The organism is Maribacter sp. UH1, from assembly GCF_056839145.1.
In genome coordinates this window covers 199,593-223,114 of the sequence record NZ_CM166387.1, presented here as the reverse complement: position 1 = coordinate 223,114, position 23,522 = coordinate 199,593, and the positions used below count along the sequence as shown (strand labels likewise).

Genomic DNA, 23,522 nt, shown 5'->3' with positions numbered 1-23,522 from the left:
TAAGTATTAAGTAGTGTGTTTGTATTGTGAGAAGAGAATATAGAATATAGAGAATAGACTTGTTTTGATTCAGGCATTTTAGGAGAATTTAGCGAAGCTAAATTGTAGTTTTTGCAAAAGCCAAAAGCAAAAGCCAAAAGCAAAAGCCAAAAGCAAAAGCCAAAAGCCAAAAGCCAAAAGCCAAAAGCAGAAGGTACAAAGTATTAAGTACGAAGTACAAAGTTTAAAAACATTTGAATTTGATTTTTGAACTTGAGTTTGTATTTTAATTTTCCAACAACCAACCAATGAGTTTCAAAAATCAAATAGAATTTCTCAAAGAATTACAGAAAAATAATTCTAAAGAATGGATGGATGCCAATCGTAAATGGTACCACCAAGTTCGTGATGAGTATATTGAACGGTTAAATAGTATGAATAGTAGATTAGCTGCTATTGATGATGAATATTACGATACGCCTGGTAAAAAAGGGATTAACCGTATTAATAACAATCTGATGTTTCATCCAAACAAACCGGTGTACAAAGACCATTTTGGAGCCGGATTTGACAAAAAACCTAAGACGGCAGATTTCTATTTTGAACTAGGTATTGAACGTTGCATTTTCGCAGGCGGATTATGGCGACCTGAGTCTAAAGTATTGCGCAGTGTACGTGATGCTATTGATTATGACGGCGAAGACTTTGTCAAAATATTGAATAAAAAAACCTTCAAAACTCGTTTCGGTAATCTATACGAAGATGCAAAATTAACCAACGCACCTAAAGGTTTTGATAAAGATCATAAACATATAGAATTACTCAAAAATAAGACTTTTGCCGTATTCCAAGAGTTTTCCACAAAGGAAGCCAACAAGGCTTCTTTTGATGATGAATTAATAAACGCCTATAAAGAAATGCTTCCGTTTAGGCGTTATTTAAATAAAGCGATTACGGTTTAGTTATTTAGCATCAGCTGCAGGAATCCACCTTACTTTTAAATCTGGTTGCGTCATTAAGCTATCCAAAGGAAACATAGGTCTTTTAATTCTTTTATACCCTAAGCGGTTAAGGTCTTGGTCCACTCCTCCGGGAGTAAGCGCCATGGTCCAATCGCCACGCATATCGTATAACTCAGGAACTAGATAGCCAATTTTTACGACAACAACATCAGTATTTTTAGGGTCTAATCCTAAATTTGTAAAATCACTCATGTGGTGGTAAGGTTTTCTCTTTTTAGTTACGATAACATCAATATTTCCAACCTTAACGACCACTTCAACTTCCGCATTTACATCACCTTCTTCAATGGCTGTAATAGTTCCGTCTAACAATAAAGGTCCGGCAAACCTATGATCTACGGCGGCACCAGCTTCCGCTTTAATTTTCCCGCCAACACCAATTTCTAGTGCTTTTTCTACGAATTCTGGTCCGGGTATAGAAGCATAGATTAAAGACTTTCCGTTTTTGGAAGCAAACTCAGGTCTTGCCAAAAGCTGTTTTAAAGTCCACGTAACATCACCGGCACCACCAGCGGTAGGGTTATCGCCCATATCGCTTATCATATAGGGTTTTTTATCACTTGCCAAAGCAAGTTTTAAGCTTTCCTCCAAGGTTGTGGTTGGCGCTACAAATTCAAATTCATTACGTACATCCCAAAAACTTTGAGCTAATTTCTCGGCACCTTTTTCAACCTTTTCCTTATCATCGCCTGTAACCATTACAACTGCATGGTTACGTGGCTCATCTGCCCAGGCATAACCGATCCAAATGGCGGCATCGATTACACCTTCTTGATCGGCAACCGTAGGTACTTTGGCATAAAGACTTTTACCAGGTTCTATACGTGTACTTGTTTTTTCTCCGGGTAAAAGTATAGGAACGGGAACCCATGCTTTATAAGCAGGTTTTCCCTTGCCATTTTCTAAACGTTCTATTAAATTGGTAACCGCTCTCTTTTTAGACTCAATAGCATCTTCATGCGGCGCCATACGATAGCAAGTAATTAAATCGGTATGTTGAGCTAGTCGTTCAGATACATTACCGTGTAAATCCATTGATGTGGATATCAATACATCGTTACCGAGAACTTCGCGAATACGAGCTATAAAATCACCTTCAGGGTCATCTAGACCAACAACGCTCATTGCACCGTGTATGTCAAAGAAGAGTCCGTCATAGGGTTTGTTTGCCTCCAGTAGTTTTAAACTTTTAGTCACCAACGATTCATAAGCTTCACGGGTTACAGTTCCGCCAGGTAAAGACTTACCCACAAGTGTAGGCACCCATTCCGCTCTTTTTCTATTTATGGAGTCTGGTTGTAAAAATGGGTATCTAGAGAAAACAGAATCACCCACTTTTGCATGAAAAGCCTCTTCGGTGGAAAGAGCAGGAGAGAAGGTACTGCTTTCAATGCCCAAACCGGCAATAGCAATTTTTGGTAGTTCTTTGATTTCCTCAGATGACTTATCGTCTTTACAAGAGGTGGAACATACTAAAAGTAAAATGGCGTAGATGTAGAATTGTTTCAAGGTAGTGGAAGTTTATGTTAGCATTGAAAAGATAAAGAAAAAGAGATTTAAATAGCAAGAGTTTTTGCTGGATAACAATTCTCAGGCTATTAAGGATATATGCGAGAAGACAATACCCTTTTTATTTATGAATTGGAACGTACTAGTTATATCTTTATAATCGAATTATAAATTCAATTGAATTGAAAAACGGAAGCATAAAAGACGTAGAAAAAAAACTACTTTCTGATAATTGGTATACGCTACATAAATATACATTCAAGTATCAACGACCAGATGGTACTTGGGAGACACAAGAACGTGAAGCATACGACAGAGGTAATGGTGCGGCTATTTTGTTGTATAACTCTAAAAAGAAGACTGTTGTGCTTACCAGACAATTTAGAATGCCAACCTATGTGAATGGTAATGAAGACGGAATGATGATAGAGGTTTGTGCGGGACTTTTAGATGGCGATAATCCAGCAGATTGCGTACGCAAAGAAACGGAAGAAGAAACAGGTTATAAAATCAGTAATGTACAGAAGGTATTTCAAACCTATATGTCCCCTGGTTCGGTGACCGAGATAGTGTATCTTTTTGTAGGGGAGTATGATGAAAGTATGAAAGTCAGTGATGGTGGTGGTGCAGATGATGAGACTGAAAATATTGAGGTTTTGGAATTAGATTTTAATGATGCTATGAAGATGGTGGCTAGTGGAGAGATTAAAGATGCAAAAACCATTATGCTGCTACAGCATGCAAAGCTGACTTCGTTAGTTTAAAGTTTCATATGCGACTCTTCTAATATGCATAAAGTCTTTAAAGTCGGATTTGGAGGTGGTTGTCATTGGTGTACCGAAGCTGTGTTCATGGCACTCAACGGTGTTGAAAAAGTGGAACAAGGCTTCATTTCTCCGAAGGAGAACCCAACAGATTTTTCCGAGGCTGTAATCGTCCATTATAATGCTGCGGTTATAGAATTGAAAGATTTAGTAGCTGTTCATTTAGACACCCATAAAAGCACCGAAAATCATTCTATGCGAAAAAAGTACCGTTCAGGTATTTATTATTTTAATAAGTATGATAAAGAGACTTTAGCTGTTATTATGGAAGAGTTACAACAAGATTTTGAAACTCCGTTGATTACAGCAGTTATTCCATTTGGGGCATTTAAATCCTCTGAAGAACGGTTCCATAATTACTATTTTAAAGATACCGAGAAGCCTTTTTGTAGAACACATATTTCCCCTAAAATTCTGTTGTTGAAAGAGAAATATGCCAAACATGTTTCAGCAAAAGTTCAATAGTTAGTAGGTATCTCTAAGTGTTTGAAGCATTTGTTCAAGCCTATTTCGTTCTTCTGATGTAGATTGTTTAAAGTGATTGTTCATAAAACTGAAAATTAATACTTTTCCTGAGTTTGCAACTAAGTATCCGCTAAGGCAGTAGTTATTACTAAGGCTTCCAGATTTTGCATATATATAAGGTTGCTTGTCTCCTACAAATCTATTTTTTAAAGTACCCGATAAGCCCCCGGCAGGGAAAATAGAAAATAAACGTTCTTGAGGTACCATTTCATATAATAGGTCTAAAACCGAGACCATGTTTTGCGGTGTAAACAGATTGTATCTCGAGAGTCCCGATCCATCTACCCACCTAGGTTCTTGTTTTAAATTTTTCAGTTCATTTTCTAAAATATAACTTCTAGTTAGTTTTCCATTTAAGGTGTCTGTGAGAACACCTGCAGATACAAGTAAAAGCTGTTCTGCAATAAAATTATCGCTTTCGTGCATCATGCGCGCGTAGAGCGAATCTACATAACTACCGTATAGTGTTTGCTTTTCGCCTACAGGCATTGTTGTAGCAATACCAATCTTTTCGATAAGCAAATTCTCTAAAATTGATTTGGTAGTCTGATTACTTGTAATAAACGGAGTTTCTAATGTATCCTTTCTTGTTGGTGGATAATAAAATAAATTTGAAGTCTCATTTCTATTATTCTTATGGGTCAATTCTAAAACACTGTCCTTAAAATAAGTAGGAGAAACCAAAACCTCCGGATTCCTATACGTCATCACTACATTACCATTTATGGGTAACGCACTTTTCTCTGCAGAATAATACCACTGGTAATCGTCCCAAGCCCAACCTGGTCCGTATTTTTCATCTTGAAAGTTGTTAGCAACAAATACGAGGTTAGTATGTCTCTGAAGAAATTTCAAAGTTGTGGAATCTTTCATAAAAGGATGCAAAAAAGAAGGGTCTCCAGTACCTTCAAAATACAAAGTGTCATTTGCTTCAATATATTTCAAAGCCGGTATCTGAACTGGCAAGGTTTTAAGCGCTGCGTAAAGTGTAAAAATTTTGGTGTTACTGGCAGGAATAAAATACTTATGACTGTTATTGGTATATATAGTGTCTTTCGTTTCTGCATCTATTACCAAAACACCGGTAAACTGATTTTGATAAAATGAAGATGACAACTGTTGGTTAAAATCTTTTCGTATAATGGATTTTGTTGAGGTACAGGCGGAAACAAGTATTAAAATAACTATAATAAAAAGAAAATTCTTCATGAATTCGAAATTACAAAATTGCATACTTATGAATGTGATAAAAATTTAACATGTAGGTAATTACTTTAACTTTTTGTATACAATATTACCACTGCATTTCTGTTTACCTTTATACAACAACAAATCTATTAATCTAACAACAACATGTCTAAGTCTATGCTAGAGTATAGTAAAACAGTACTTAAAAAGGTTAGTTTTGATACCTTACTATTTTGTAAAGAGTTGAAAAAAGCCTTAACGACGTTACTGCCCGAAGAGGTAGAAGAGTTAAAAGTTTGGTTAGAAAGTTTTATAACTGATAAACCAGAATTACATCAAAGTTTAGTTTATTTAAAAGCATAATAGAGAGCCACGTAAAGTGGCTCTTTTTTTTTTGAGACAACCTTTTACCTATTTTGGTATCTAGTAATAAAAGGAACCGATGAAACTAAAGTTTACTATTATATTTTGTGCACTATTATGTATAGCATGTGAAAGTGATGATGCATTTGATGACACACCAATTGATAACCCAAGTTTAATAGGCGAGTGGCTTTTGACAACATCTTATGTAAGTCCTGGTGGTGCTACGGAATGGAAAGATGTTGAAGAAGGGTATCGCTATTTCTTCGATGAATTCGGTAATTATGAAAGAACCGATTTCAATAAAGAAGTACTGAATTCTGGAGTTTATGAAATTACAGACGACGAGCTTTATCTATACTTTATAACCGAAGGTGAAAAAGATACACTAGGCTATAGCGCAGACTTTAATGAGAGTAAAACAAGATTAACGCTATCGCCATCTTACCCAGGTATTTGCATTGAAGCTTGTTTGTACAGGTTTGAAAAACAATAGGTATTACTTGTGTATAGGACTTATGATCTTAACATCTTGAAAAGCGATTGCACCACGGACAATGCCTGTAATAACATCTCTTAAGGCTTCCGTAATCTGTACCTTTAGCTCTTTTTTGTGGTAAATAAGACTTACTTCACGTGCAGGCGAAGGTTCTTTAAAGTACTTCAAGTTTTTCTTTTTTACATCATCAAGTTCCAACGTATTTAAGTAGGGTAGTAGGGTCATACCCAATCCTTCATTAGAAAGATTGATTAGGGTTTCAAAACTTCCACTTTGTAGACTAAAATGGTCTCCGCCAATTTTTGGAGTTTTACAAAGATTTAAAACACCTTCTCTAAAACAATGTCCATCTTGTAGCAGTAAAATGTCTTCAATATCTAAATCCTCTGGTGTAATCTGTGTACTATTCCCTAAACGATGCTCTTTTGGTACATAACCAACAAAAGGCTCATAATACAACGGTCTTTCGGTAATGAAATCTACCTCTAATGGTGTTGCGGCAATGGCGGCATCAATATGTCCGTCTTCAATATTTTGAATTAAACTCTCTGTATTCTGCTCTTTAATAATAAGGTTTACCTTCGGATATTTCTGAATAAAATTCTTCAGAAACATAGGTAATAAAGTGGGCATTATTGTTGGGATGATTCCCAATACATAATCCCCACCAATATATCCTTTTTCTTGCTCTACAATATCTTTAATACGTGCCGCCTCGTTTACAATATTTTTTGCTTGTGCTACAATTTTTTTACCGACTTCGGTAATGGTAATTGGTTTTTTACTACGATCAAAAAGAAGGATATCTAATTCATCTTCAAGCTTTTGTACTTGCATGCTTAAGGTTGGCTGGGTTACAAAACTCTTCTCGGCAGCGAGTGTAAAATTTTTGTATTCAGCAACAGCAAGCACGTATTGTAATTGAGTAATAGTCATGTATATAGTATAAGGTTATAAAATTACTAAAAACCATTATTATAACCTATTGGCAACAGGTAATCAGACGTTAATTAACCACTAAAAACGAAGCGTTAATTCTTTATCCTCACCTTCTATGGTAAACTTTGCATCATTGAAAGTTGGCGGACCCATTGGTAAAGAATCACCGCTCATGGCATAATCTTCTGTAGGCATGCCATTGGTTGCAAAATCCATTCGGTTATTGTCGTTTGCATCGTGTAATACGGAAAATGCATAGTCTCCCGGTTGTATGTTCTCAAAAGTTAAAATCAACTCTCCTGCTTCAGCTTTGTCTTTACTGGTTTTAATACCTTCCGCTTTCATAAAAGTAGTTTCATTATGCAATCCACTTAATATATGACCTTCATTGTTCAATACATTTTGGATAACTACAGTTAGTGTTATGCCAGTTTTTTCTTGGGCATTCATTGTAAAACTCATTGCAAATACGGTAATTGTAAATAATAACTTTTTCATTTTATAAGGTTTTAAAGATTAATTGATACTTCAAAGATGTCTTATAAATGCATTTATTAAAAAAGCGATGAACCCAATTGTAGAAATGTGTTACTGAACTGTAAAAAGGGAGTGCTAGTATAAAAAACTATGATAATTAAATAGACTAAATTTCTATATCTTTTTGGTAATCAAATAATCAAGTCCAAATTTTCCAGAGCCGAAACCCATAAAAAATAAGCCTAAGCAGAAAAAGATAAATGTGGGCATTATATTCCAAGAACCGTCCCATGGCCTGCACACTATAGTAGTGAACATGGTTACGGTAATAAAGAAGGCGGTCATTCTAGTGTTTAACCCTAATATTAATAGAATACCACCAAGAGCCTCGGTTAATCCCGCAGACCAAGCAAACAGTTCTGGCATCAAGGAGAATGGAATTCCAAATTGTGTCACTAATGCAACAAACCAATCAGAAACCTCAAAATACGCTAAACCCACAGAAGCAGGAGTCCATGGAGTTCCAAATTTATTTATTGCAAAAACAAAAGAAAGAAGATAGCCAGTGATTGCCCTAGGTATCAATATTAGAACATTTGGCAATAATGCATCTACCTTAAACGGAATAATTAATTTTTTAATAGGTTGTAACTGGTGGTACATAGGTTTAAGTATTGGTTACTTAAACTTATAAAAATTTAAGGAATTTACAGATGATAAAAATCAATGTTTAATTTTTTTAAAATGATTAATTTAAATGTGAGTTTCGCATTATTTCAATGCAATACTATCTATTTCAAGCTTAAAATCTTCTTCAACACCATTTTTTATAATGAAAGCGATCTGAGCTAGATAGTCGCCGTGGTAGTTTGGTAATTTTAATTCTTCACCTCTAAAAACCGCTTCCATTTCAGCAAACGGAATCTCAATAGTTTGCCATTCTTTGCTAGATTTAAAATCAAAGCTATAGGTATGTCTTTGGTGTTCTCCAGATTTACAGCGGAAAGCATATTTTTTTCCATCACCCTTAATTTTGATAGTAAATTTAGAAAAGGCATCTACTGGTATACGAGCTAAATCATGTCTAACTAAACAAAAACCACCATTGTTCTCAAGAGATACATGTCCGCTGAAAACACCGTTACCTTCAGGATTCACTTGAATGAGCCCCATAGATAAACCGCCCATAACACCATCATTGACAATTTGCCATTCTTTACGGTTAGAATTTTTATCGAATTTATAAATGGGTTTCACTTTGCTCATTATTATAGGTTTAAAGAAATAATTACTTTAATTAAAAGTAGATGAAATGAGAATAGCATAAACACTCTAAACCATTTTATATTAACTGGTTTAAATGAGTTTAAAGCGTTCGTTTTTTCATTTCATCCGCGACAGCTTTTTCTGGGGCACCTTGTTTATCAAGTTCATTTATGATTTTTGGGTGATCATGCTCTCTACCTTGAGATAGTTTTTTGACAGCCTGTATGTCATTGATTTCAATTTCAAAACCAATGATACCAGTTACCTGTCGCATTGTTTTTTTGGACATGTCATTTAACGAGATAGGATGTTCTGACTGTTGTTCATACTTATCTACCAGCTCATGTAAGGATTGTAGCAACTCTTCTGATGTCTGGATTTTTATGGTACCGTAGACATGAACGGCTATATAGTTCCAAGTAGGAACCTCTTCTTCTTTATACCATGAGGAAGATATGTAGCTGTGTGGACCATTGAAAATACAGAGTACTTCGTCACCATCTACCAAGTTTTTGCTTTGCAAATTTGCTTTGGCAATATGGCCTACCAAGATATCTTTATCTTCTGAATTCTTTGATAGTTCTAAAGGAATGTGCGTACCCCAAGGTTTTCCTTCTATAGTATTGATGAGTATACCGAAACTATTATTTTTCAGAAAATCATGAATCTCTTTAGTGTCCGTATTTTTATAGTGCTCAGGTATAAACATGTGGTCTGGTTTTCTGCGTAAATATAACTGTTTTGAGCAAATGGTTTTAGGACCAATTTTTTACTGTTTCGTGTTACGTAATTAACGAGATACTAATTATCTTGTATGTGAATTTTAAAACGAGAATATGCCTTTTATAACAAATACAAAAGCAAAAGAACAAGTAGATATATTTTATGAAGATTACGGAAGTGGACAACCGGTGATTTTAATACATGGGTGGCCATTAAGTCGTAAGTCTTGGGAACAACAAGTATGGAAGATAGTAGAGGAAGGCTATCGCTGTATTTCGTATGATCGTAGAGGATTTGGAACATCGTCTTCACCATGGGATGCTTACGATTATTCAGCCTTGGCGAGTGATTTAAATGCGATTATAGAAGAATTGGAATTGAAAGATGCAATCATCGTAGGTTTTTCAATGGGCGGAGGAGAAGTAGTTCGTTATTTAACCGAATACGGACCTAGTAGAATTGCCAAGGCTGCATTGATAAGTTCAATAATACCATTGGTTAAAAAGAAATCTGATAATCCTGATGGGGTGCCAGAAGATGCTCTGGAAGGAATTATAGATGCACTTCAAAAAGATAGGGTAGGGTTCTTAAAAGAATTCAGTAAAGGTTTTTACAATTTTGATGAAAATGATGGGGAGAGAATAAGTCAGGCACAATTGGATTATGACTTTACCATTGCTTCATTCGCATCGCCAAGGGCTACGATACAAACAGCTTTAGCTTGGATGCATACTGATTTTAGATCAGAGTTGGAAAATGTTACGGTACCGACATTAATTGTACACGGTGATGCCGACGCAACCGTACCAATTGAAACGTCTGCAAAACAAGCGCATGATGGTATTAAGTATAGTACATTAAAAGTTATTAAGGGAGCTCCTCACGGTCTTAATGTAACCCACCCAGATGAATTAAATGAAATATTGATTTCCTTTTTAAAGAAATAATTTAATACGAATAAAATGTAAATCGGACCCGAACAAGGTCCGATTTTTCGTTTCTGAAAATGGTTTTTAAAAATAAATGAGTTCAAGTACAAAAATTAAAGCTTGTGTTTTTCTATTTCTTATAGTAATGGTGTTTAGCTGTAAGCAAATTAGAAAAGTTGCCGATGTAATTGTACAGCCTACGGCAAGAGAACTCTATGCGCGAGAATTTGAAAACTTAGACTCATTGCGATATAGCAGTTGGAAACTGGCGTTTAAAAATGCAAAGGACGATAGCTTGCAAATACGTCTACCATATTCTGAACATGGGGAATATTATAAAGAACGCATTACGGTGTACAGCTATACCGTTTTTTTAAATGAGGGAGAAATATTCAATGTTGCCATAGAAAATAAGGTTTTGGGAATTAGAAATTTTATTAACCTGATTAAAGTAAACCCAGATAGTAGTTTAACGGATATATTTCAGAATGAATTGGCTGAAAATGAAGTAAAAATATCTATTGATGAAACGGGAATTTATAAAATTACCATACAACCGGAATTAGCTTCGCAAGGGGCGTTCACCTTTCAAATGTATACGTCACCCAGTTTTGGCTTTCCTGTGCTTGGTAAAGATAATAATGCCATACAAAGCTATTGGGGAGCCGTAAGAGATGGCGGTGCACGTAGTCATGAGGGTATAGATATATTTGCACCAAGAGGTACACCCGTAGTAGCTGCCGTTGAAGGTATGGTAAGTTCTACAGGAGAAAGGGGCTTAGGCGGAAAACAAGTTTGGTTAAGAGCCGGACTCTTTGGTAAATCGCTATATTACGCGCATTTAGATAGTATATTGGTGTCAACGGGCAATAAAGTAACTATCGGTGATACTTTGGGTCTAGTAGGAAATACTGGCAATGCCCGAACCACGGCACCACATTTACATTTCGGAATTTATAAGTCTGGTCAAGGCGCAATTAATCCACTTCCATTTGTGAAGCTGACAGAAAAACCAGATGTTCAACGGTTGATTAGTATTTCAAAATTTTTGAAAGTATCGTCAGCGGTTGCCAATATTAGAAATGCACCTGAGGTTGCAGGTATTAAATTGGGTGAAGTTAAACGTAACGATACATTATCGCTTTTAGGATATACCGAAAATTGGGCGCACATAAAACTACCAAGCGGAAACAAGGCTTTTATATACAAAAGTCTGGTATCGGAACTTTAATTGATTTCACTATGTATAAAGAAAAAGCCTCTTATTCTTTAAGATTAAGAGGCTTTATTTATGATTCTATTTTGGATTGATTATTTATCTATTAAAAGCTTTGCAAATACCGGCAAATGATCAGAAATGTGTTTGTTGTTTTCCATTCTATCATCAATATGAATGTATTCTAAAATTTCAAAATTCTCCACAAAAATGTAGTCTATTCGGTTAGACAATACTCGGTTTTGGTCAAATCCGCTAAATGTCCCTGACGGTCCGTAGAATGGTTTTTGCGTACTATGTTGACCATCCGTCAATGTACCCTGTAAGAATTGAATAGGTTTTGTCGAAGGATTTAAATTTAGATCTCCCATTAATACCACCGGAAGCTTATCGCTATTGACCTCCTTTATTTTTGAAACAATAAGTTCGGCAGATTTCTCACGAGCTACAGTACCTATATGATCAAAATGCGTATTGAATACTAAAAATTTATTCCCTGTTTTCAAATCTTGAAATAAGCCATAAGTACATATACGTTCCATGGCGGCATCCCAACCCACAGAAATTTTGCTTGGAGTTTCAGACAGCCAAAAGGTTTCACTCTGTAACAGTTTGTACTTTTTGGTGTTGAAAAGAATAGGGGAGTATTCGCCCTTTTCCTTCCCGTCATCACGCCCAACTCCAATGTATGAATAATCAGAAAGTTGTTCATCTAAATAACTCAACTGATGATGTAAAACCTCTTGCAAGCCAATAATACTAGGGTTATAATGGTTCAATAAGTCTACCATAGCACCTTTACGGTCATTCCAATTGTTTACAGTATCGTTTACATTATCATATTTTATGTTATATGACAATACATCAACTTCTTGACCATATATATTAGACATCGAGATCAATAATCCCAATATTAATACTAATGTTTTCAAGCTATTATTCGGCATCTTTATACTTTTCAAACCAAGCTAATACACTTGCAATCTTTGCAACCAAATTACTAGGTCGGTTCGCAATACCGTGTCCTGCACCAGGTATACGTACCATAGCCGTTTCTACTCCCTCTAATTTTAATGCAGTATAGAATTGCTCAGATTCTGCAATAGGTGTTCTGTAATCTTCTTCTCCGGTTAATAACATGGTTGGGGTAGTTACATTGGCAACGTACATTAGGGGAGAGCGTCTAAAGTAGTTTTCTGGATCTTCCCAGGGTTTCTTACCGAACCAATATTTAGAGAAAAATGCGGCACCATCGGCATATAGTACAAAACTTGTCCAGTTGATAACAGGTTTTGCAACTACGGCAGCTTTAAATCGGTCTGTTTTACCAACGATCCAAGCAGTAAGCACTCCGCCGCCACTACCACCGGTGACATATAAATTATCGGTATCTACATACCCTTTTTCAATAACGGCATCAACACCGCTCATAAGATCTTCATAATCATGATTAGGGTAGTCGTGGTGAATAAGATTACCAAATTCCGCTCCATAGCTGGTACTACCACGTGGGTTACTATAAAGAACTACATAGCCTGCCGCAGCGTATGCCTGTATTTCTGCACTATACACAGAACCGTAGCTAGTAAAAGGTCCGCCATGAATTTCAAGAATAAATGGGTATTTCTTATTTGGGTCAAAGTTTGGCGGAGTCACCACCCAACCTTGAATTTTCTTTTGGTCAAAAGATGATTCCCACCAAATTTCTTCGGTTTTGCCTAAATCTCTAAATGAGAAAAGATCATCGTTTACAAAAGTCAGTCGTTTAGACCCTTTTTTATTGGCAGCTCCAAGGTCAGATGGGTGTTCGGTATTACCTAAAGTATAAGCAAATTTTGAATTGTTAGAAACCGTGAAATCTCCGGCGTTATATGGTCTGCCTAATGATAATCCGCCAAGTCCTTCAACAAGGGTAGTTACTTTACCTTCTAATGTAATATGCCCTATTCTCGTAGCCCCTTCCGTATCATACTGAAAATAAAGACCTTTACCATCATTTGCCCATTGTAAATTGGCAATATCTCGATCAAAATCTCCTGAAATTAACTTTGAGTTGCTACCATCGGTATTCATTACATAAAGGTTTGTGATCTGGTACCCTTGCAACTTATCATCGTTACCGGTGTAGGCAATCATTTTTCCATCAGGGGATACTTGTGGAGAACCATCAGGACCATATCTAGATGTTAATGGAGAAACTTTTGCCGTAGCAATATTCAAGGCATACACTTCGCTATTAGCAGGCTCAAAGGCTTCATCAGGATTAAAATTTGCAGAGAAATAAAGCGTTCTGTCGTTTTTTGCCCATACAGGAGCACCATGGTCAAACTTTGTTGTAGTCAATTGCTTAGGTGTGCCACCATCTATAGATAAGGTGAAAATTTGATTGTGTCCGCCTTTAATGTAACCTTGTCCGTCACCTCTATAATTTAATTTGTCTATATAAGTTGGCGGGGTATTCCACTTTGCGCCTTCTGGTTTTGCCGGTAGTTTTACAATAGATTGTTCAGCTTCTGGTACAAACATGGTAAAAGCTAAGTAGCGGTCATCATGAGACCAACTTACGGCACCAGGTGCTTTTGGAGTATTGGTTAATGGGGCAATCTCTTTAGTATCCATCCACATGAGGTACAATTTCATTTTTTCATCTTCTTTGTTCGATTTAAAGATGATTTTTTTACCGTCGTGCGACCAACGAGGATAGTAGTCGTTTTGGTTGCCAGTAGTCAAAGGTCTATTTTGCGAACCATCATAATTTATAATCCAAAGATTCGATAAATTTCTATCGGTCATAATATCCTTAAAGTTCCTAACATAGATAATTTTACTACCATCAGGAGAAATCTGAGGGTCAGAAACATACTCCATATTAAAAATATCGGTCAGCTCAAGGTTAGAAGAAACTTGGGCGGTAATAGATGTTGTAAAGAATAGAAGAAAGAGTGTTTTAATAATAATTTTCATAGTGTTGAATTTGGTTTGAAACGATGCTATGAAGATAGCGAAATACTTAAAAAAATGAATCGCTATTTTGCAGAATTGAGTAAGTATTAACATTCAGTTTTTTAATCCTTTTTGTATTTTCACAATATGGAAGAAAAAGGATTTTTACATCAAATTCATCCTGTACTGCCGGTTTGGGATGTTGTTGAGGCGCTAGACTTTTATGTGAATAGATTGGGCTTTAGAATTGCTTTTGCCGATGATGCTAAGAACCCTAAATACGCAGGTATATTAAGAGATGATATAGAAATTCATTTGCAATGGCACGATAAAAAAATGTGGGAAGTGGAAATGGACAGACCATTGTTACGTATTGTTTCTCAAAATATAGAAGCCTTATATAATGAATATTCTAGGGTAGATGTTTTTCATGCACATACTTTATTACGAGAAACAGCTTGGGGTACGCGTGAGTTTGGTTTTTTCGACCCATTCAAAAACGGATTGACATTTTATAGAGATGTGTAGCGTGTTATTAAATTGATTATCAGGATAAAAATATAAAAATGAAGGTATTATTTATAGGAGGAACAGGGAATATCAGTACACCAAGTAGCAGATTGGCTGTTGCTAAAGGAATAGAATTATATGTATTGAATAGGGGAAAAGCCAAAGTTGAGATTGAAGGAGCACATTCCATAATCGGCGACATTAACAAACCGGAAGAACTTACAGAACTTAAGAAGCACGACTGGGATGTTGTGGTGAACTGGATAGCTTTCACACCCGATGATATTGAGCGCGATATTAAATTATTCAAAGGGAAGACCAAGCAATATATTTTTATTAGTTCGGCATCTTGTTACCAAACCCCTTTAAGTTATCCAGTAATTACGGAATCTACTCCGCTACATAATCCGCTTTGGGACTATTCTGAGAATAAAATACTATGTGAAGACCGATTACAAAAAGCGTATAGAGAAGAAGGATTTCCAATCACTATTGTTAGACCTTCATTGACCTATGATACTGTAATACCAATTGCAATCGGAGGATTTGATAAATACAACACGGCACAGCGAATTTTAGATGGAAAGGAAATTATTGTTCACGGCGACGGTACATCGCTATGGACGGTTACCCATTCAGACGATTTTGCAAAAGGTTTTGTTGGATTATTAGGATTACAAACAGCAATCGGTCACGCATTTCACATTACTTCAGATGAGGTTTTGAGCTGGAATATGATTTATAAAATCCTAGCGGATGCCTTAGGAAAAGAAGCAAATGTAGTACACATAGCATCAGATTTTATATGTAAAGTAGAACCATCATTTACAGGAACATTATTGGCAGATAAAGGGGAAAGTGTATTGTTCGATAATACGAAGATTAAAACCTTTGTACCCGGTTTCAAGGCCACTATTCCGTTCTCGGAAGGGATAAAGAGGACCGTAAAGTGGTTGTTAGAGAATCCTGAGCATCAAAATATCGATGAAGAAACCGAGGATAAAATTGAGAAGGTATTAAAGGCTTATAAGGGTTTGTAGGTTTACGAGTAAACTAGTAGATTGATTCACCATTCGTATTACCCACCCCTTAATCCCCTCCCGGGAGGGGAGACTCACGTTTTTGATTGGGGTATTTGATTAAAAAGTAATGTAATATCGCCTAGAGAAATTTATCCCAAAGTTTAAATACATGCTCAAACTGTTCCCCTCTTGGGAGGGGCTAGGGGTGGGTTTCGAGTGTATAATTTCACAAGTTGTTCTATATGATTATTTAGGATATTTGTTTGAAAAGAATTAAAAGTTGGTAAGTGGATTTTTAGAATAACTCACCATCCGTATTACCCACCCCTTAATCCCCTACCAAGAGGGGAGATTTTCGTATTTGATTGCGAGTTTGATTAAAAAGTAATTTAAAATCGATTAGTGAAATTTATCGCGAAGGACTAAAAATATGTTCAAGCTATTCCCCTCCTTGGAGGGGCTAGGGGTGGGTTTCGAGTGTATACTTTCACAAGTTGTTCTGTATGATTATTTAGGATATTTGTTTGAAAAGAATTAAAAGTTGGTAAGTGGATTTTTAGAATAACTCACCATCCGTATTACCCACTCCTTAATCCCCTCCCAAGAGGGGAGATTCACGTTTTTGATTGGGAGTATTTAACCAACTATTAATTTGAAGTCGACTAGTAAATTTTTTCACGAAGGATTAAATACATGCTCAAACTGTTCCCCTCCTTGGAGGGGCTAGGGGTGGGTGTTTTATAGCATCAAACTTCTAATAAGTGAATTTATCAATTTAAAAGTATGTCATAAAATTCTAAGCACCACATAATAAACTGCTGTTAATAATAGTAGTATAAGACTAATAGCTAAAAATCGTATAGACCGCTGTACGTTTCTAAACTTCCATGCAGAGATCTTGGAATTGATATATATCTGCTCACCCAATTGCTCAAAAACTTCTTTTTCATTGATACTTACATCATAAAACTTCTGTGAAAACTCTTTAATGGTGCCAAACTTAGTAATGACATCCCCAAAATAAAATACGTTATCACTGTAATTCCCTTCAAGTTTTGGAATAAAGCAGCGTACACTATAAAAAATGGAAACTACGGTGGCTACAAACCACAGCCCAATTAGTATATAGAACAATATGGCATTTGAAACAGAATGCATTACAGGAGCAGCACTTTGATAGATGAAGTTTAGAATGATACCGTAGAAAGAGAGTATAAGTCCCGCCTTCAATTCCGAAGCCTTTATGAGTCCCGAAACATAATTAATGGTGCCCCAATAATGATCTACTAATTCTTCTGCATGTCCCTTAGATTTTAATTCATCTAACAGCCCTTTCTCGAAAGCCGTTAAGGTATTTTGAACTTCCACTTTTGTAGTTTTTTCCTTTTTATTGTTTGTTGGTTTGGTCATGGCTTTTCGTTTAATATCACAAGCTATTCTATCACATTGTACACGGTAAGCGGTTGCGATTTATTTTTCATATTGATACTTCCTAAGTTTTCACATTTAAAGGCTTCTTTCACTTGCTCATAACAACTTTCACAGATAATAATTTGATTTTCTTTTGCCGCATCTTGCAACCTGGCGGCAGTATTTACCGAATCTCCTATAACGGTGTAATCTAGACGCTTAAGAGTAGCCGAACCAATATTTCCCGAAATCATTTCCCCACTTTTAATACCTATAGAAACTTTTGGTTGGTAAGTTTCTTTGCCTTCCTCCTTGGGTAAGCTGTTCACTTGATTTCTAATGGCCAATGCGGCATCAATGGCACGGTCTAAATGATATTCACCTCTAAATACGGCCATAACGGCATCACCTATAAATTTATCTATTATTCCGTCCTGCTCCATGATTTCTTTTACCATAGTGTCGAAATAAGTATTTAGCATGGAAACGACGACATCGGGACTCGTGGTTTCGCTAATTTTTGTGAATCCACATACATCAACAAACATTACGGTTCCCTCAATACTTTCGTTAGCCATTATTTTAGACTCATACTCTTGACCTCCCATAAAATTGAGCACATTTTCGTCAACATACATTCTAAGAATATTATTCTCTTTTATTGCCTGTAAAGTCTTTCGAATTTCCATGGCATGTTTCAAGGTTTTCTCCATGGTCAATGTAAGATCTTCAAAATTGATAGGTTTGGTAATAAAATCGAAAGCACCACGATTCATGGCAACACGAATATTTTCCATATCTCCGTATGCAGAAACAATGACCGCTTTAATTAGCGGACTAGATTCATGTAGCTCAGAGAGTAAGGTTAGACCGTCCATCTCTGGCATATTAATATCGCTCAAAACAATATCTATTCCGGGATTTTTATCAAGCTTTTCAAGTGCGTCTCTACCATTAATAGCAAATACAAACTCGTATTCGTTTTGCCGTATTTGCTTTCTGAATTTCTGTTTGATGAGTATTTCTAAATCTGTCTCATCATCTACTACCATTATCTTTGCCATAGTCTTAGGTTAAGGTTATCAGCTTATTTTTTAATAGTGAAAAATCTAAAGGCTTGGTAAGAAAATCATCGGCTCCCAAGTTTTTAGCCATTGTTCTATTCTCATCATCTCCATAGGCAGTAATCATCATGACCATTGGTGGCGGTTTTACGTAATTTTTTTTGATATTTTCCAACAATTCCAATCCGCTCATGCCAGGCATGTTGATATCGGATAATATCAACACGGCTTCATGTTCCATGGTTTTCATGACTTTTAATGCATCTTCCCCAGAAAAGGCAAAAACAAATTCAAGTTCGTCTTTACGTATCTCTTTTCGGAAACGTTGTTGAAATAGCACTTTTACATCTTGTTCGTCATCTACAACTAATATTTTCATAATGTCTTTTTTTTATTAATTACTTATAATGAGGGAACATTATTTCATTGGTAATGCGATGGTGAAGGTGGTACCCTCTCCTTGTATTGTGTCAACCGTTAGTTCACCTCCATGTACTTTAACAATATCATAGCTTAATGATAGTCCTAGTCCGGTACCTTCCCCAGATGGTTTTGTGGTGAAAAAGGGCTGAAAAATTTTATCTAGCACTTCTTTGGGTACACCGTTACCGTTATCGGAAACTTTAATCAAAACCAAATTACCCTGCTTCTTTGTACTTACAGATACCGTTGGTTCATACCCTTTAGAATTTTGTTCTTTCTTCTTTTTTACCACATAAAAGGCATTGGTAATAAGATTAAGAATTACCCTGCCCATATCTTGAGCGACGATATTTAATTTACCGATGGAGTCATCAAAATCGGTATTTAACGTAGCATTGAAAGATTTGTCTTTTGCGCGTAGGCCATGATAGGCTAGGCGTAGATATTCATCTGATAAGGTATTGATATCGGTCATTTCTTTTTGACCGGTACTGCTTCGGCTATGTTGTAGCATCCCTTTTACAATACCATCGGCACGTTTACCATGAAATATAATTTTGTCTTCGTTGGCAGAAACATCTTTTGCCAGGGCTTTTACTTCATCATAATTTCCATTAACTATTTCTTCCTCTAGTTCTTCAAGAAGTTCTTTGTTTACTTCAGAGAAGTTGTTGACAAAATTTAACGGATTTTGGATTTCATGGGCAATGCCGGCGGTAAGTTCACCAAGGCTTGCCATTTTCTCGGATTGGATGAGTTGTGATTGTGTGGCTTTTAAATCATCTAAGGATTGATTTAATTCTAATGTTCTTTCTTTAACTAGTTGCTCTAAAGTATCTTTTTGTTGGGATAAAATGGATTCTTTTTCTTTAGATAATTTTTGAACACGTTCTAAATTTAACCTTAAATCTTGGCTACGTTTTCCAAAAGCATAACCTAAATAAATAGCTAAAACAACATTGGTGAGCATAAAAGCAAAAGGAATAAATTTCTCTATGCGCTGCTCTACTAAACCCATATATAAACATAGTATTAAAGTCCAAAAGACAAGTTCAATACAGCTAGAACTCAAAAATAAAAAGCTGGCAATTTTATTTTTATTCCAAGATTTTAAACTTAAACGTATTATAGCAGCATAAAATAAAATTGACCAGATTGGAGCCAACACGTCAGGGTCATATAAAAAATAACAACCTATAGTTAAAAAACATAAAACACTAATAGTTTTAAAAACAATGTCTATAGGCTGTTCTAAAATTTTATAAAAACAGAATAAAAGAATAAGGCATGATATAAGAATGCAAGTGTCAAAATAAAACGTTAGCCAAAAATAATTACCAGTGTTAGGATAGAATGACAGTACTCCTAAAGTAAATAGAATTAAGAATAATAAAGAGGCAGCAAAATAACCGTTAATTCTCTCTTTAGGAAAGAAGATGAAAAACGATAGGAAAATAATAAACATTAAAATAGCAAGACCTAGTGAGATATTATAATTATTGATAAATTGTCGATAAAAAGCTACACGGTAATTCTTTACAAGGTCAGTTGAATTGGCATTACGCAAAGACGATAAATAAATTCTAAATAGTCCGTTATAATGGAAATAGATAGGGTATTTGAATTGGGCATTGACAAAACGTACAGCTAAAATTTGTTCTTTGCTTTTCTCTATAGGTATATGAAGTATTTGTCGAAATGGATTATTGTAAATAACTTCATCTTTGTTTGAACTTACGTTACCCAATTGGTGAATTAGTTTGCCATCTAAATAAATTTCTGAAGCTCCTTCTTGATATATATTTAAGACTAGAGCATCATTTAACGACTGGTCTGCCATAATACGTTTACGAAACCATACAATCTCACCTCTATCTGCAATAACGTTTTTACCATCAAGAAGATTTAAGTTACTACTAGAGAATTCATTCCAGGTAGAATCATCAAATTCTGGGTTAGCCCATGACATATTATCTCCTTTTTGATAACGCCAATTGTCACCAAGAATCATCCATTTATCAGCAACAGTAGTATCTGTAATGACTAACACTTTGTCTTCTTGACTAAAAACTGTCAACGGTAGTAGAAAACCAATAATGTATAATATATGTTTCATTATCATTTAAATTATGGGAAAAATGATTTTAAAAGTGGTTCCTTCACCTTGTTGTGTTGTCATCAGCAATTCACCACCATGCCCCTTAGTAATAATATCGTAGCTCATGCTTAAGCCCAAGCCGGTACCTTGCCCAGTAGGTTTGGTGGTGAAAAAGGGTTGGAATATTTTCTCTTTAACGTTTTCAGGAATACCGTTACCATTGTCAGAAACACTAATGGTGATATGTTGATCAGACTTTTTGGTACTGACAGTAACTATCGGCTTAAAACTAACATCTCTTTGTTTTTTCTCGTTTACCGCATAAAAGGCATTGGTAATCAAATTGAGAATTACCCGCCCCATGTCTTGTGGTACAATGTTTACTTTTCCAATGCTCTCGTCAAAATTTGTAATGAGTTCGGCATTAAAAGTTTTATCCTTTGCCCGCAGACCATGATAGGCCAAGCGCAAATACTCATCTGCAAGGACATTGATATCAGTTGGTTCTTTTGTGCCGCTGCTGCTACGACTGTGTTGTAGCATACCTTTCACAATATTGTCCGCGCGTTTACCGTGATGGTTTATTTTTTCTAGGTTTTGTTTGATATCCAACGAAATAGCCTTCACTTCTTCAAGATCTCCTTTATCCAATTCCTCGTTCATTTCATCAATAAGTTCATTACTTACTTCAGAAAAATTATTAACGAAGTTTAACGGATTTTGAATTTCATGGGCAATACCAGCAGTTAACTCTCCAAGAGAAGCCATTTTTTCTGATTGGATGAGTTGAGATTGGGTGGCTTTTAATTCTTCTAAAGATTGATTTAATTCTGATGTTCTTTCTTTAACTTTTAATTCTAACTTTTCATTTTGAGAAGTAGTAAGCGCACTCTTTTCAGCTTCAACCTTTACAAGTTCCATTGCATTTTTACGCATATTCTCATTTTTCTCTCTCATGCGATAAGCGACAAATGCCAACATTCCAAAATAAAAAATTCCCTTACCAATTAAGTCACTATTTACAGAAACTAATCTTAAACTAAGATGATCACCAGAAGCGAGCCATCTAAATATAAGTCCTAGAAAAGAAGTAGTAAAAGATAAAAATAAACTAAACATGACTACCCTGACAGACATTACTTTTTTTCTGGATTTTAATGCGAAAATGAGTAAAAATATGGCAATCCCTATTACCGTAATTAGGTAGGAATAAGAACTGAAATACATTGCTAAAGATGCTATTATACAGAATAGAATCAACAATTTATGAAGGTTTCCATATAACATCCTATAGCCCAATAAAAGACATAATATAGGGAAGAAGAAAAATAAAATATTACTTACATAATCTAATGTAATCATGATGTTAGAAGGTAGGGTGAAAAATAAACTATCTCCACCAAAGAATGCCGATGCAATGGTTTCTAGTAACATTACAGTGCAAAAAAGAGCTATAATTAATAACTCCTTTTCATCTCTAATTAGAATATAGAGAAGCCAGAAAAGAATTGAGAATATAAAAGAGCTGATCAAGTCAAATAAAGCTTTAAAACTCAATAAACTCATATAGTCAAAATACGCGTTGGATACAATTCTGGTTGAACCCACTAGAGCTTTGGTTATGTTTCCATAAGTGCTATAGTCAACATAGTGTATCGTTAATGTATGTACTGTATCAGGTTCTAAAAATATTGGGGTTCTTATTTCAAAATCTTGAATGTGTTCTTTAAATGAGGCTCTATCGTTCCCTTTTTCGCCAAATTGGCGGAACAACTTTCCATTTAAATAAATATCCTCTGCAGCATGATCTTCTTTATCTAAATAGAGAGGAAGCTTTGCTATAGCACTATCAATAGTAAACTGCAATCTGAACCATCCTTCAAATTTTCCAGAATTATCTACCATATCATTAGTTATCTCAGAAGGACTTAATCGTTCCAAGCCAGCTAAATCAATCTCTACAGGAGATAAATCTTTTTCATTGCCCGATTTAAAAATCCAACCTTCTATATTTTTCAACGTTAAACCAAATAGTGGATCTACATCTGCTTTCGTAAAATGTATAATGGTATCGAGTGCCAATCCATTTTTATCTACCGGGTTTTCTTGCCCACTTGCCGTAAATAGCATACAGAATAATAGCGTGATGAATAGTAGGGATTGTCTAATCATTGATTTTTAAATTATTAGTTGAACCTAGTTCAAAAATGGTTCTAAAGAAATTAGAGGTAGAAGAACGAATTAAAAACACCTCTTTGACCATGGTACCGTTAAAACAAGTGTCATCATTAAAAATGGTAGCATAGGATTTTACATCGTCATTTAAATAACTTGGTAACCATGTGTTATAATCTTCTACGACTTGTTTTTCCCTTTTTACAGCTAATTTCATGCACAATTGGTGGTTGGTTAAAAAAAATAGCACTGATTACAACTTCATGTTCGCATTTAATGTTTTGAATTAAACACAAGACAAATCGGGCTGCACATCAGGGGGCGATGAGCAACATATTGTGAATCAGAAAAATAAAGGGGAATTTTACACCCTTAAAGTACGTAATAACTTTTACTTTAAAAGTGTTTTATTGAGAAT

General features: G+C 35.4%; 24 protein-coding genes. 9 read left to right on the top strand and 15 right to left on the bottom strand.

Going from position 1 to position 23,522, the window contains the following annotated elements; translation table 11 throughout:
- Window positions 1–287 precede the first annotated feature (287 nt).
- Complete coding sequence (locus tag UH1x_RS01055) at window positions 288–941, top strand: DUF2461 domain-containing protein (protein ID WP_482624427.1); 654 nt, start codon at window positions 288–290, stop codon at window positions 939–941.
- Here UH1x_RS01055 and UH1x_RS01050 read toward each other — a convergent pair whose 3' ends face one another.
- A complete protein-coding gene (locus UH1x_RS01050) occupies window positions 942–2,510 on the bottom strand; it encodes a M81 family metallopeptidase (RefSeq protein ID WP_482624425.1) in 1,569 nt (522 codons plus the stop codon).
- A 182-nt stretch (window positions 2,511–2,692) separates the two neighbouring features.
- On the opposite strand from UH1x_RS01050, the gene nudK reads away from it, so the two are divergent.
- Complete coding sequence (nudK, locus tag UH1x_RS01045; protein ID WP_482624424.1) at window positions 2,693–3,274, top strand: GDP-mannose pyrophosphatase NudK; 582 nt, start codon at window positions 2,693–2,695, stop codon at window positions 3,272–3,274.
- Between the two features lie 24 nt (window positions 3,275–3,298).
- The gene (locus UH1x_RS01040) at window positions 3,299–3,799 is read left to right on the top strand and encodes a peptide-methionine (S)-S-oxide reductase (protein WP_482624422.1); all 501 of its coding nucleotides are present in this window, start codon (window positions 3,299–3,301) and stop codon (window positions 3,797–3,799) included.
- Here the strand turns inward: UH1x_RS01040 and UH1x_RS01035 are convergent, their stop codons facing one another.
- Window positions 3,800–5,068 (bottom strand): D-alanyl-D-alanine carboxypeptidase/D-alanyl-D-alanine-endopeptidase, encoded by a 1,269-nt coding sequence (locus tag UH1x_RS01035; protein WP_482624420.1) that lies wholly within the window; start codon window positions 5,066–5,068, stop codon window positions 3,800–3,802.
- Window positions 5,069–5,212: 144 nt separating this feature from the next.
- Here UH1x_RS01035 and UH1x_RS01030 point away from each other — a divergent pair, with 144 nt between their 5' ends.
- Together UH1x_RS01030 and UH1x_RS01025 are read left to right on the top strand one after the other, a co-directional pair.
- The gene (locus UH1x_RS01030) at window positions 5,213–5,410 is read left to right on the top strand and encodes a hypothetical protein (protein ID WP_036155302.1); all 198 of its coding nucleotides are present in this window, start codon (window positions 5,213–5,215) and stop codon (window positions 5,408–5,410) included.
- A 79-nt stretch (window positions 5,411–5,489) separates the two neighbouring features.
- Window positions 5,490–5,906, top strand: a complete 417-nt coding sequence (locus UH1x_RS01025) for a lipocalin family protein (RefSeq protein WP_482624418.1) — start codon at window positions 5,490–5,492, stop codon at window positions 5,904–5,906.
- A gap of 3 nt (window positions 5,907–5,909) precedes the next feature.
- Here UH1x_RS01025 and UH1x_RS01020 read toward each other — a convergent pair whose 3' ends face one another.
- The 5 genes from UH1x_RS01020 to UH1x_RS01000 form a co-directional block, all read right to left on the bottom strand.
- Entirely contained in the window at window positions 5,910–6,845 is a 936-nt protein-coding gene (locus UH1x_RS01020) for a LysR substrate-binding domain-containing protein (RefSeq protein ID WP_482624416.1), read from the bottom strand.
- Between the two features lie 81 nt (window positions 6,846–6,926).
- On the bottom strand, window positions 6,927–7,346 hold the full coding sequence (locus UH1x_RS01015) for a DUF2141 domain-containing protein (protein WP_482624414.1): 420 nt from the start codon (window positions 7,344–7,346) through the stop codon (window positions 6,927–6,929).
- Window positions 7,347–7,499: 153 nt separating this feature from the next.
- A complete protein-coding gene (locus UH1x_RS01010) occupies window positions 7,500–7,988 on the bottom strand; it encodes a DoxX family membrane protein (protein ID WP_482624412.1) in 489 nt (162 codons plus the stop codon).
- A 108-nt stretch (window positions 7,989–8,096) separates the two neighbouring features.
- Window positions 8,097–8,591, bottom strand: coding sequence for a CIA30 family protein (locus tag UH1x_RS01005; protein WP_482624410.1), 495 nt, complete (start codon window positions 8,589–8,591; stop codon window positions 8,097–8,099).
- Window positions 8,592–8,691: 100 nt separating this feature from the next.
- A complete protein-coding gene (locus tag UH1x_RS01000) occupies window positions 8,692–9,300 on the bottom strand; it encodes an FMN-binding negative transcriptional regulator (protein WP_482624409.1) in 609 nt (202 codons plus the stop codon).
- 127 nt (window positions 9,301–9,427) lie between these two features.
- Between UH1x_RS01000 and UH1x_RS00995 the strand changes: the two genes are divergently transcribed.
- A complete protein-coding gene (locus tag UH1x_RS00995) occupies window positions 9,428–10,261 on the top strand; it encodes an alpha/beta fold hydrolase (protein WP_482624408.1) in 834 nt (277 codons plus the stop codon).
- A gap of 76 nt (window positions 10,262–10,337) precedes the next feature.
- Window positions 10,338–11,474, top strand: a complete 1,137-nt coding sequence (locus UH1x_RS00990; protein ID WP_482624406.1) for a peptidoglycan DD-metalloendopeptidase family protein — start codon at window positions 10,338–10,340, stop codon at window positions 11,472–11,474.
- Window positions 11,475–11,554: 80 nt separating this feature from the next.
- On the opposite strand, the gene UH1x_RS00985 is transcribed toward UH1x_RS00990, so the two are convergent.
- On the bottom strand, window positions 11,555–12,352 hold the full coding sequence (locus UH1x_RS00985) for an endonuclease/exonuclease/phosphatase family protein (RefSeq protein WP_482624404.1): 798 nt from the start codon (window positions 12,350–12,352) through the stop codon (window positions 11,555–11,557).
- Window positions 12,353–12,395: 43 nt separating this feature from the next.
- Complete coding sequence (locus tag UH1x_RS00980; protein WP_482624402.1) at window positions 12,396–14,423, bottom strand: S9 family peptidase; 2,028 nt, start codon at window positions 14,421–14,423, stop codon at window positions 12,396–12,398.
- A gap of 126 nt (window positions 14,424–14,549) precedes the next feature.
- Between UH1x_RS00980 and UH1x_RS00975 the strand changes: the two genes are divergently transcribed.
- Entirely contained in the window at window positions 14,550–14,930 is a 381-nt protein-coding gene (locus UH1x_RS00975) for a glyoxalase superfamily protein (protein WP_482624400.1), read from the top strand.
- A gap of 38 nt (window positions 14,931–14,968) precedes the next feature.
- Window positions 14,969–15,952 (top strand): SDR family oxidoreductase, encoded by a 984-nt coding sequence (locus UH1x_RS00970; RefSeq protein ID WP_482624398.1) that lies wholly within the window; start codon window positions 14,969–14,971, stop codon window positions 15,950–15,952.
- Window positions 15,953–16,720: 768 nt separating this feature from the next.
- Here the strand turns inward: UH1x_RS00970 and UH1x_RS00965 are convergent.
- From UH1x_RS00965 to UH1x_RS00940, 6 genes are read right to left on the bottom strand one after another with little or no spacing between them, the layout of a single operon-like run.
- Window positions 16,721–17,344 (bottom strand): Pycsar system effector family protein, encoded by a 624-nt coding sequence (locus UH1x_RS00965; RefSeq protein WP_482624396.1) that lies wholly within the window; start codon window positions 17,342–17,344, stop codon window positions 16,721–16,723.
- Between the two features lie 23 nt (window positions 17,345–17,367).
- Window positions 17,368–18,408, bottom strand: coding sequence for an adenylate/guanylate cyclase domain-containing protein (locus UH1x_RS00960; protein WP_482624394.1), 1,041 nt, complete (start codon window positions 18,406–18,408; stop codon window positions 17,368–17,370).
- 4 nt (window positions 18,409–18,412) lie between these two features.
- Window positions 18,413–18,787, bottom strand: a complete 375-nt coding sequence (locus tag UH1x_RS00955; protein ID WP_482624392.1) for a response regulator — start codon at window positions 18,785–18,787, stop codon at window positions 18,413–18,415.
- Between the two features lie 39 nt (window positions 18,788–18,826).
- Window positions 18,827–20,947, bottom strand: coding sequence for an ATP-binding protein (locus tag UH1x_RS00950; protein ID WP_482624390.1), 2,121 nt, complete (start codon window positions 20,945–20,947; stop codon window positions 18,827–18,829).
- Window positions 20,948–20,953: 6 nt separating this feature from the next.
- Window positions 20,954–23,101: an ATP-binding protein gene (locus tag UH1x_RS00945; protein ID WP_482624388.1), complete on the bottom strand. Its 2,148-nt coding sequence runs from the start codon at window positions 23,099–23,101 to the stop codon at window positions 20,954–20,956.
- The gene (locus tag UH1x_RS00940) at window positions 23,094–23,321 is read right to left on the bottom strand and encodes a hypothetical protein (RefSeq protein ID WP_482624386.1); all 228 of its coding nucleotides are present in this window, start codon (window positions 23,319–23,321) and stop codon (window positions 23,094–23,096) included. The genes UH1x_RS00945 and UH1x_RS00940 overlap by 8 nt, the downstream gene beginning before the upstream one ends.
- Between the last annotated feature and the right edge of the window lie 201 nt (window positions 23,322–23,522).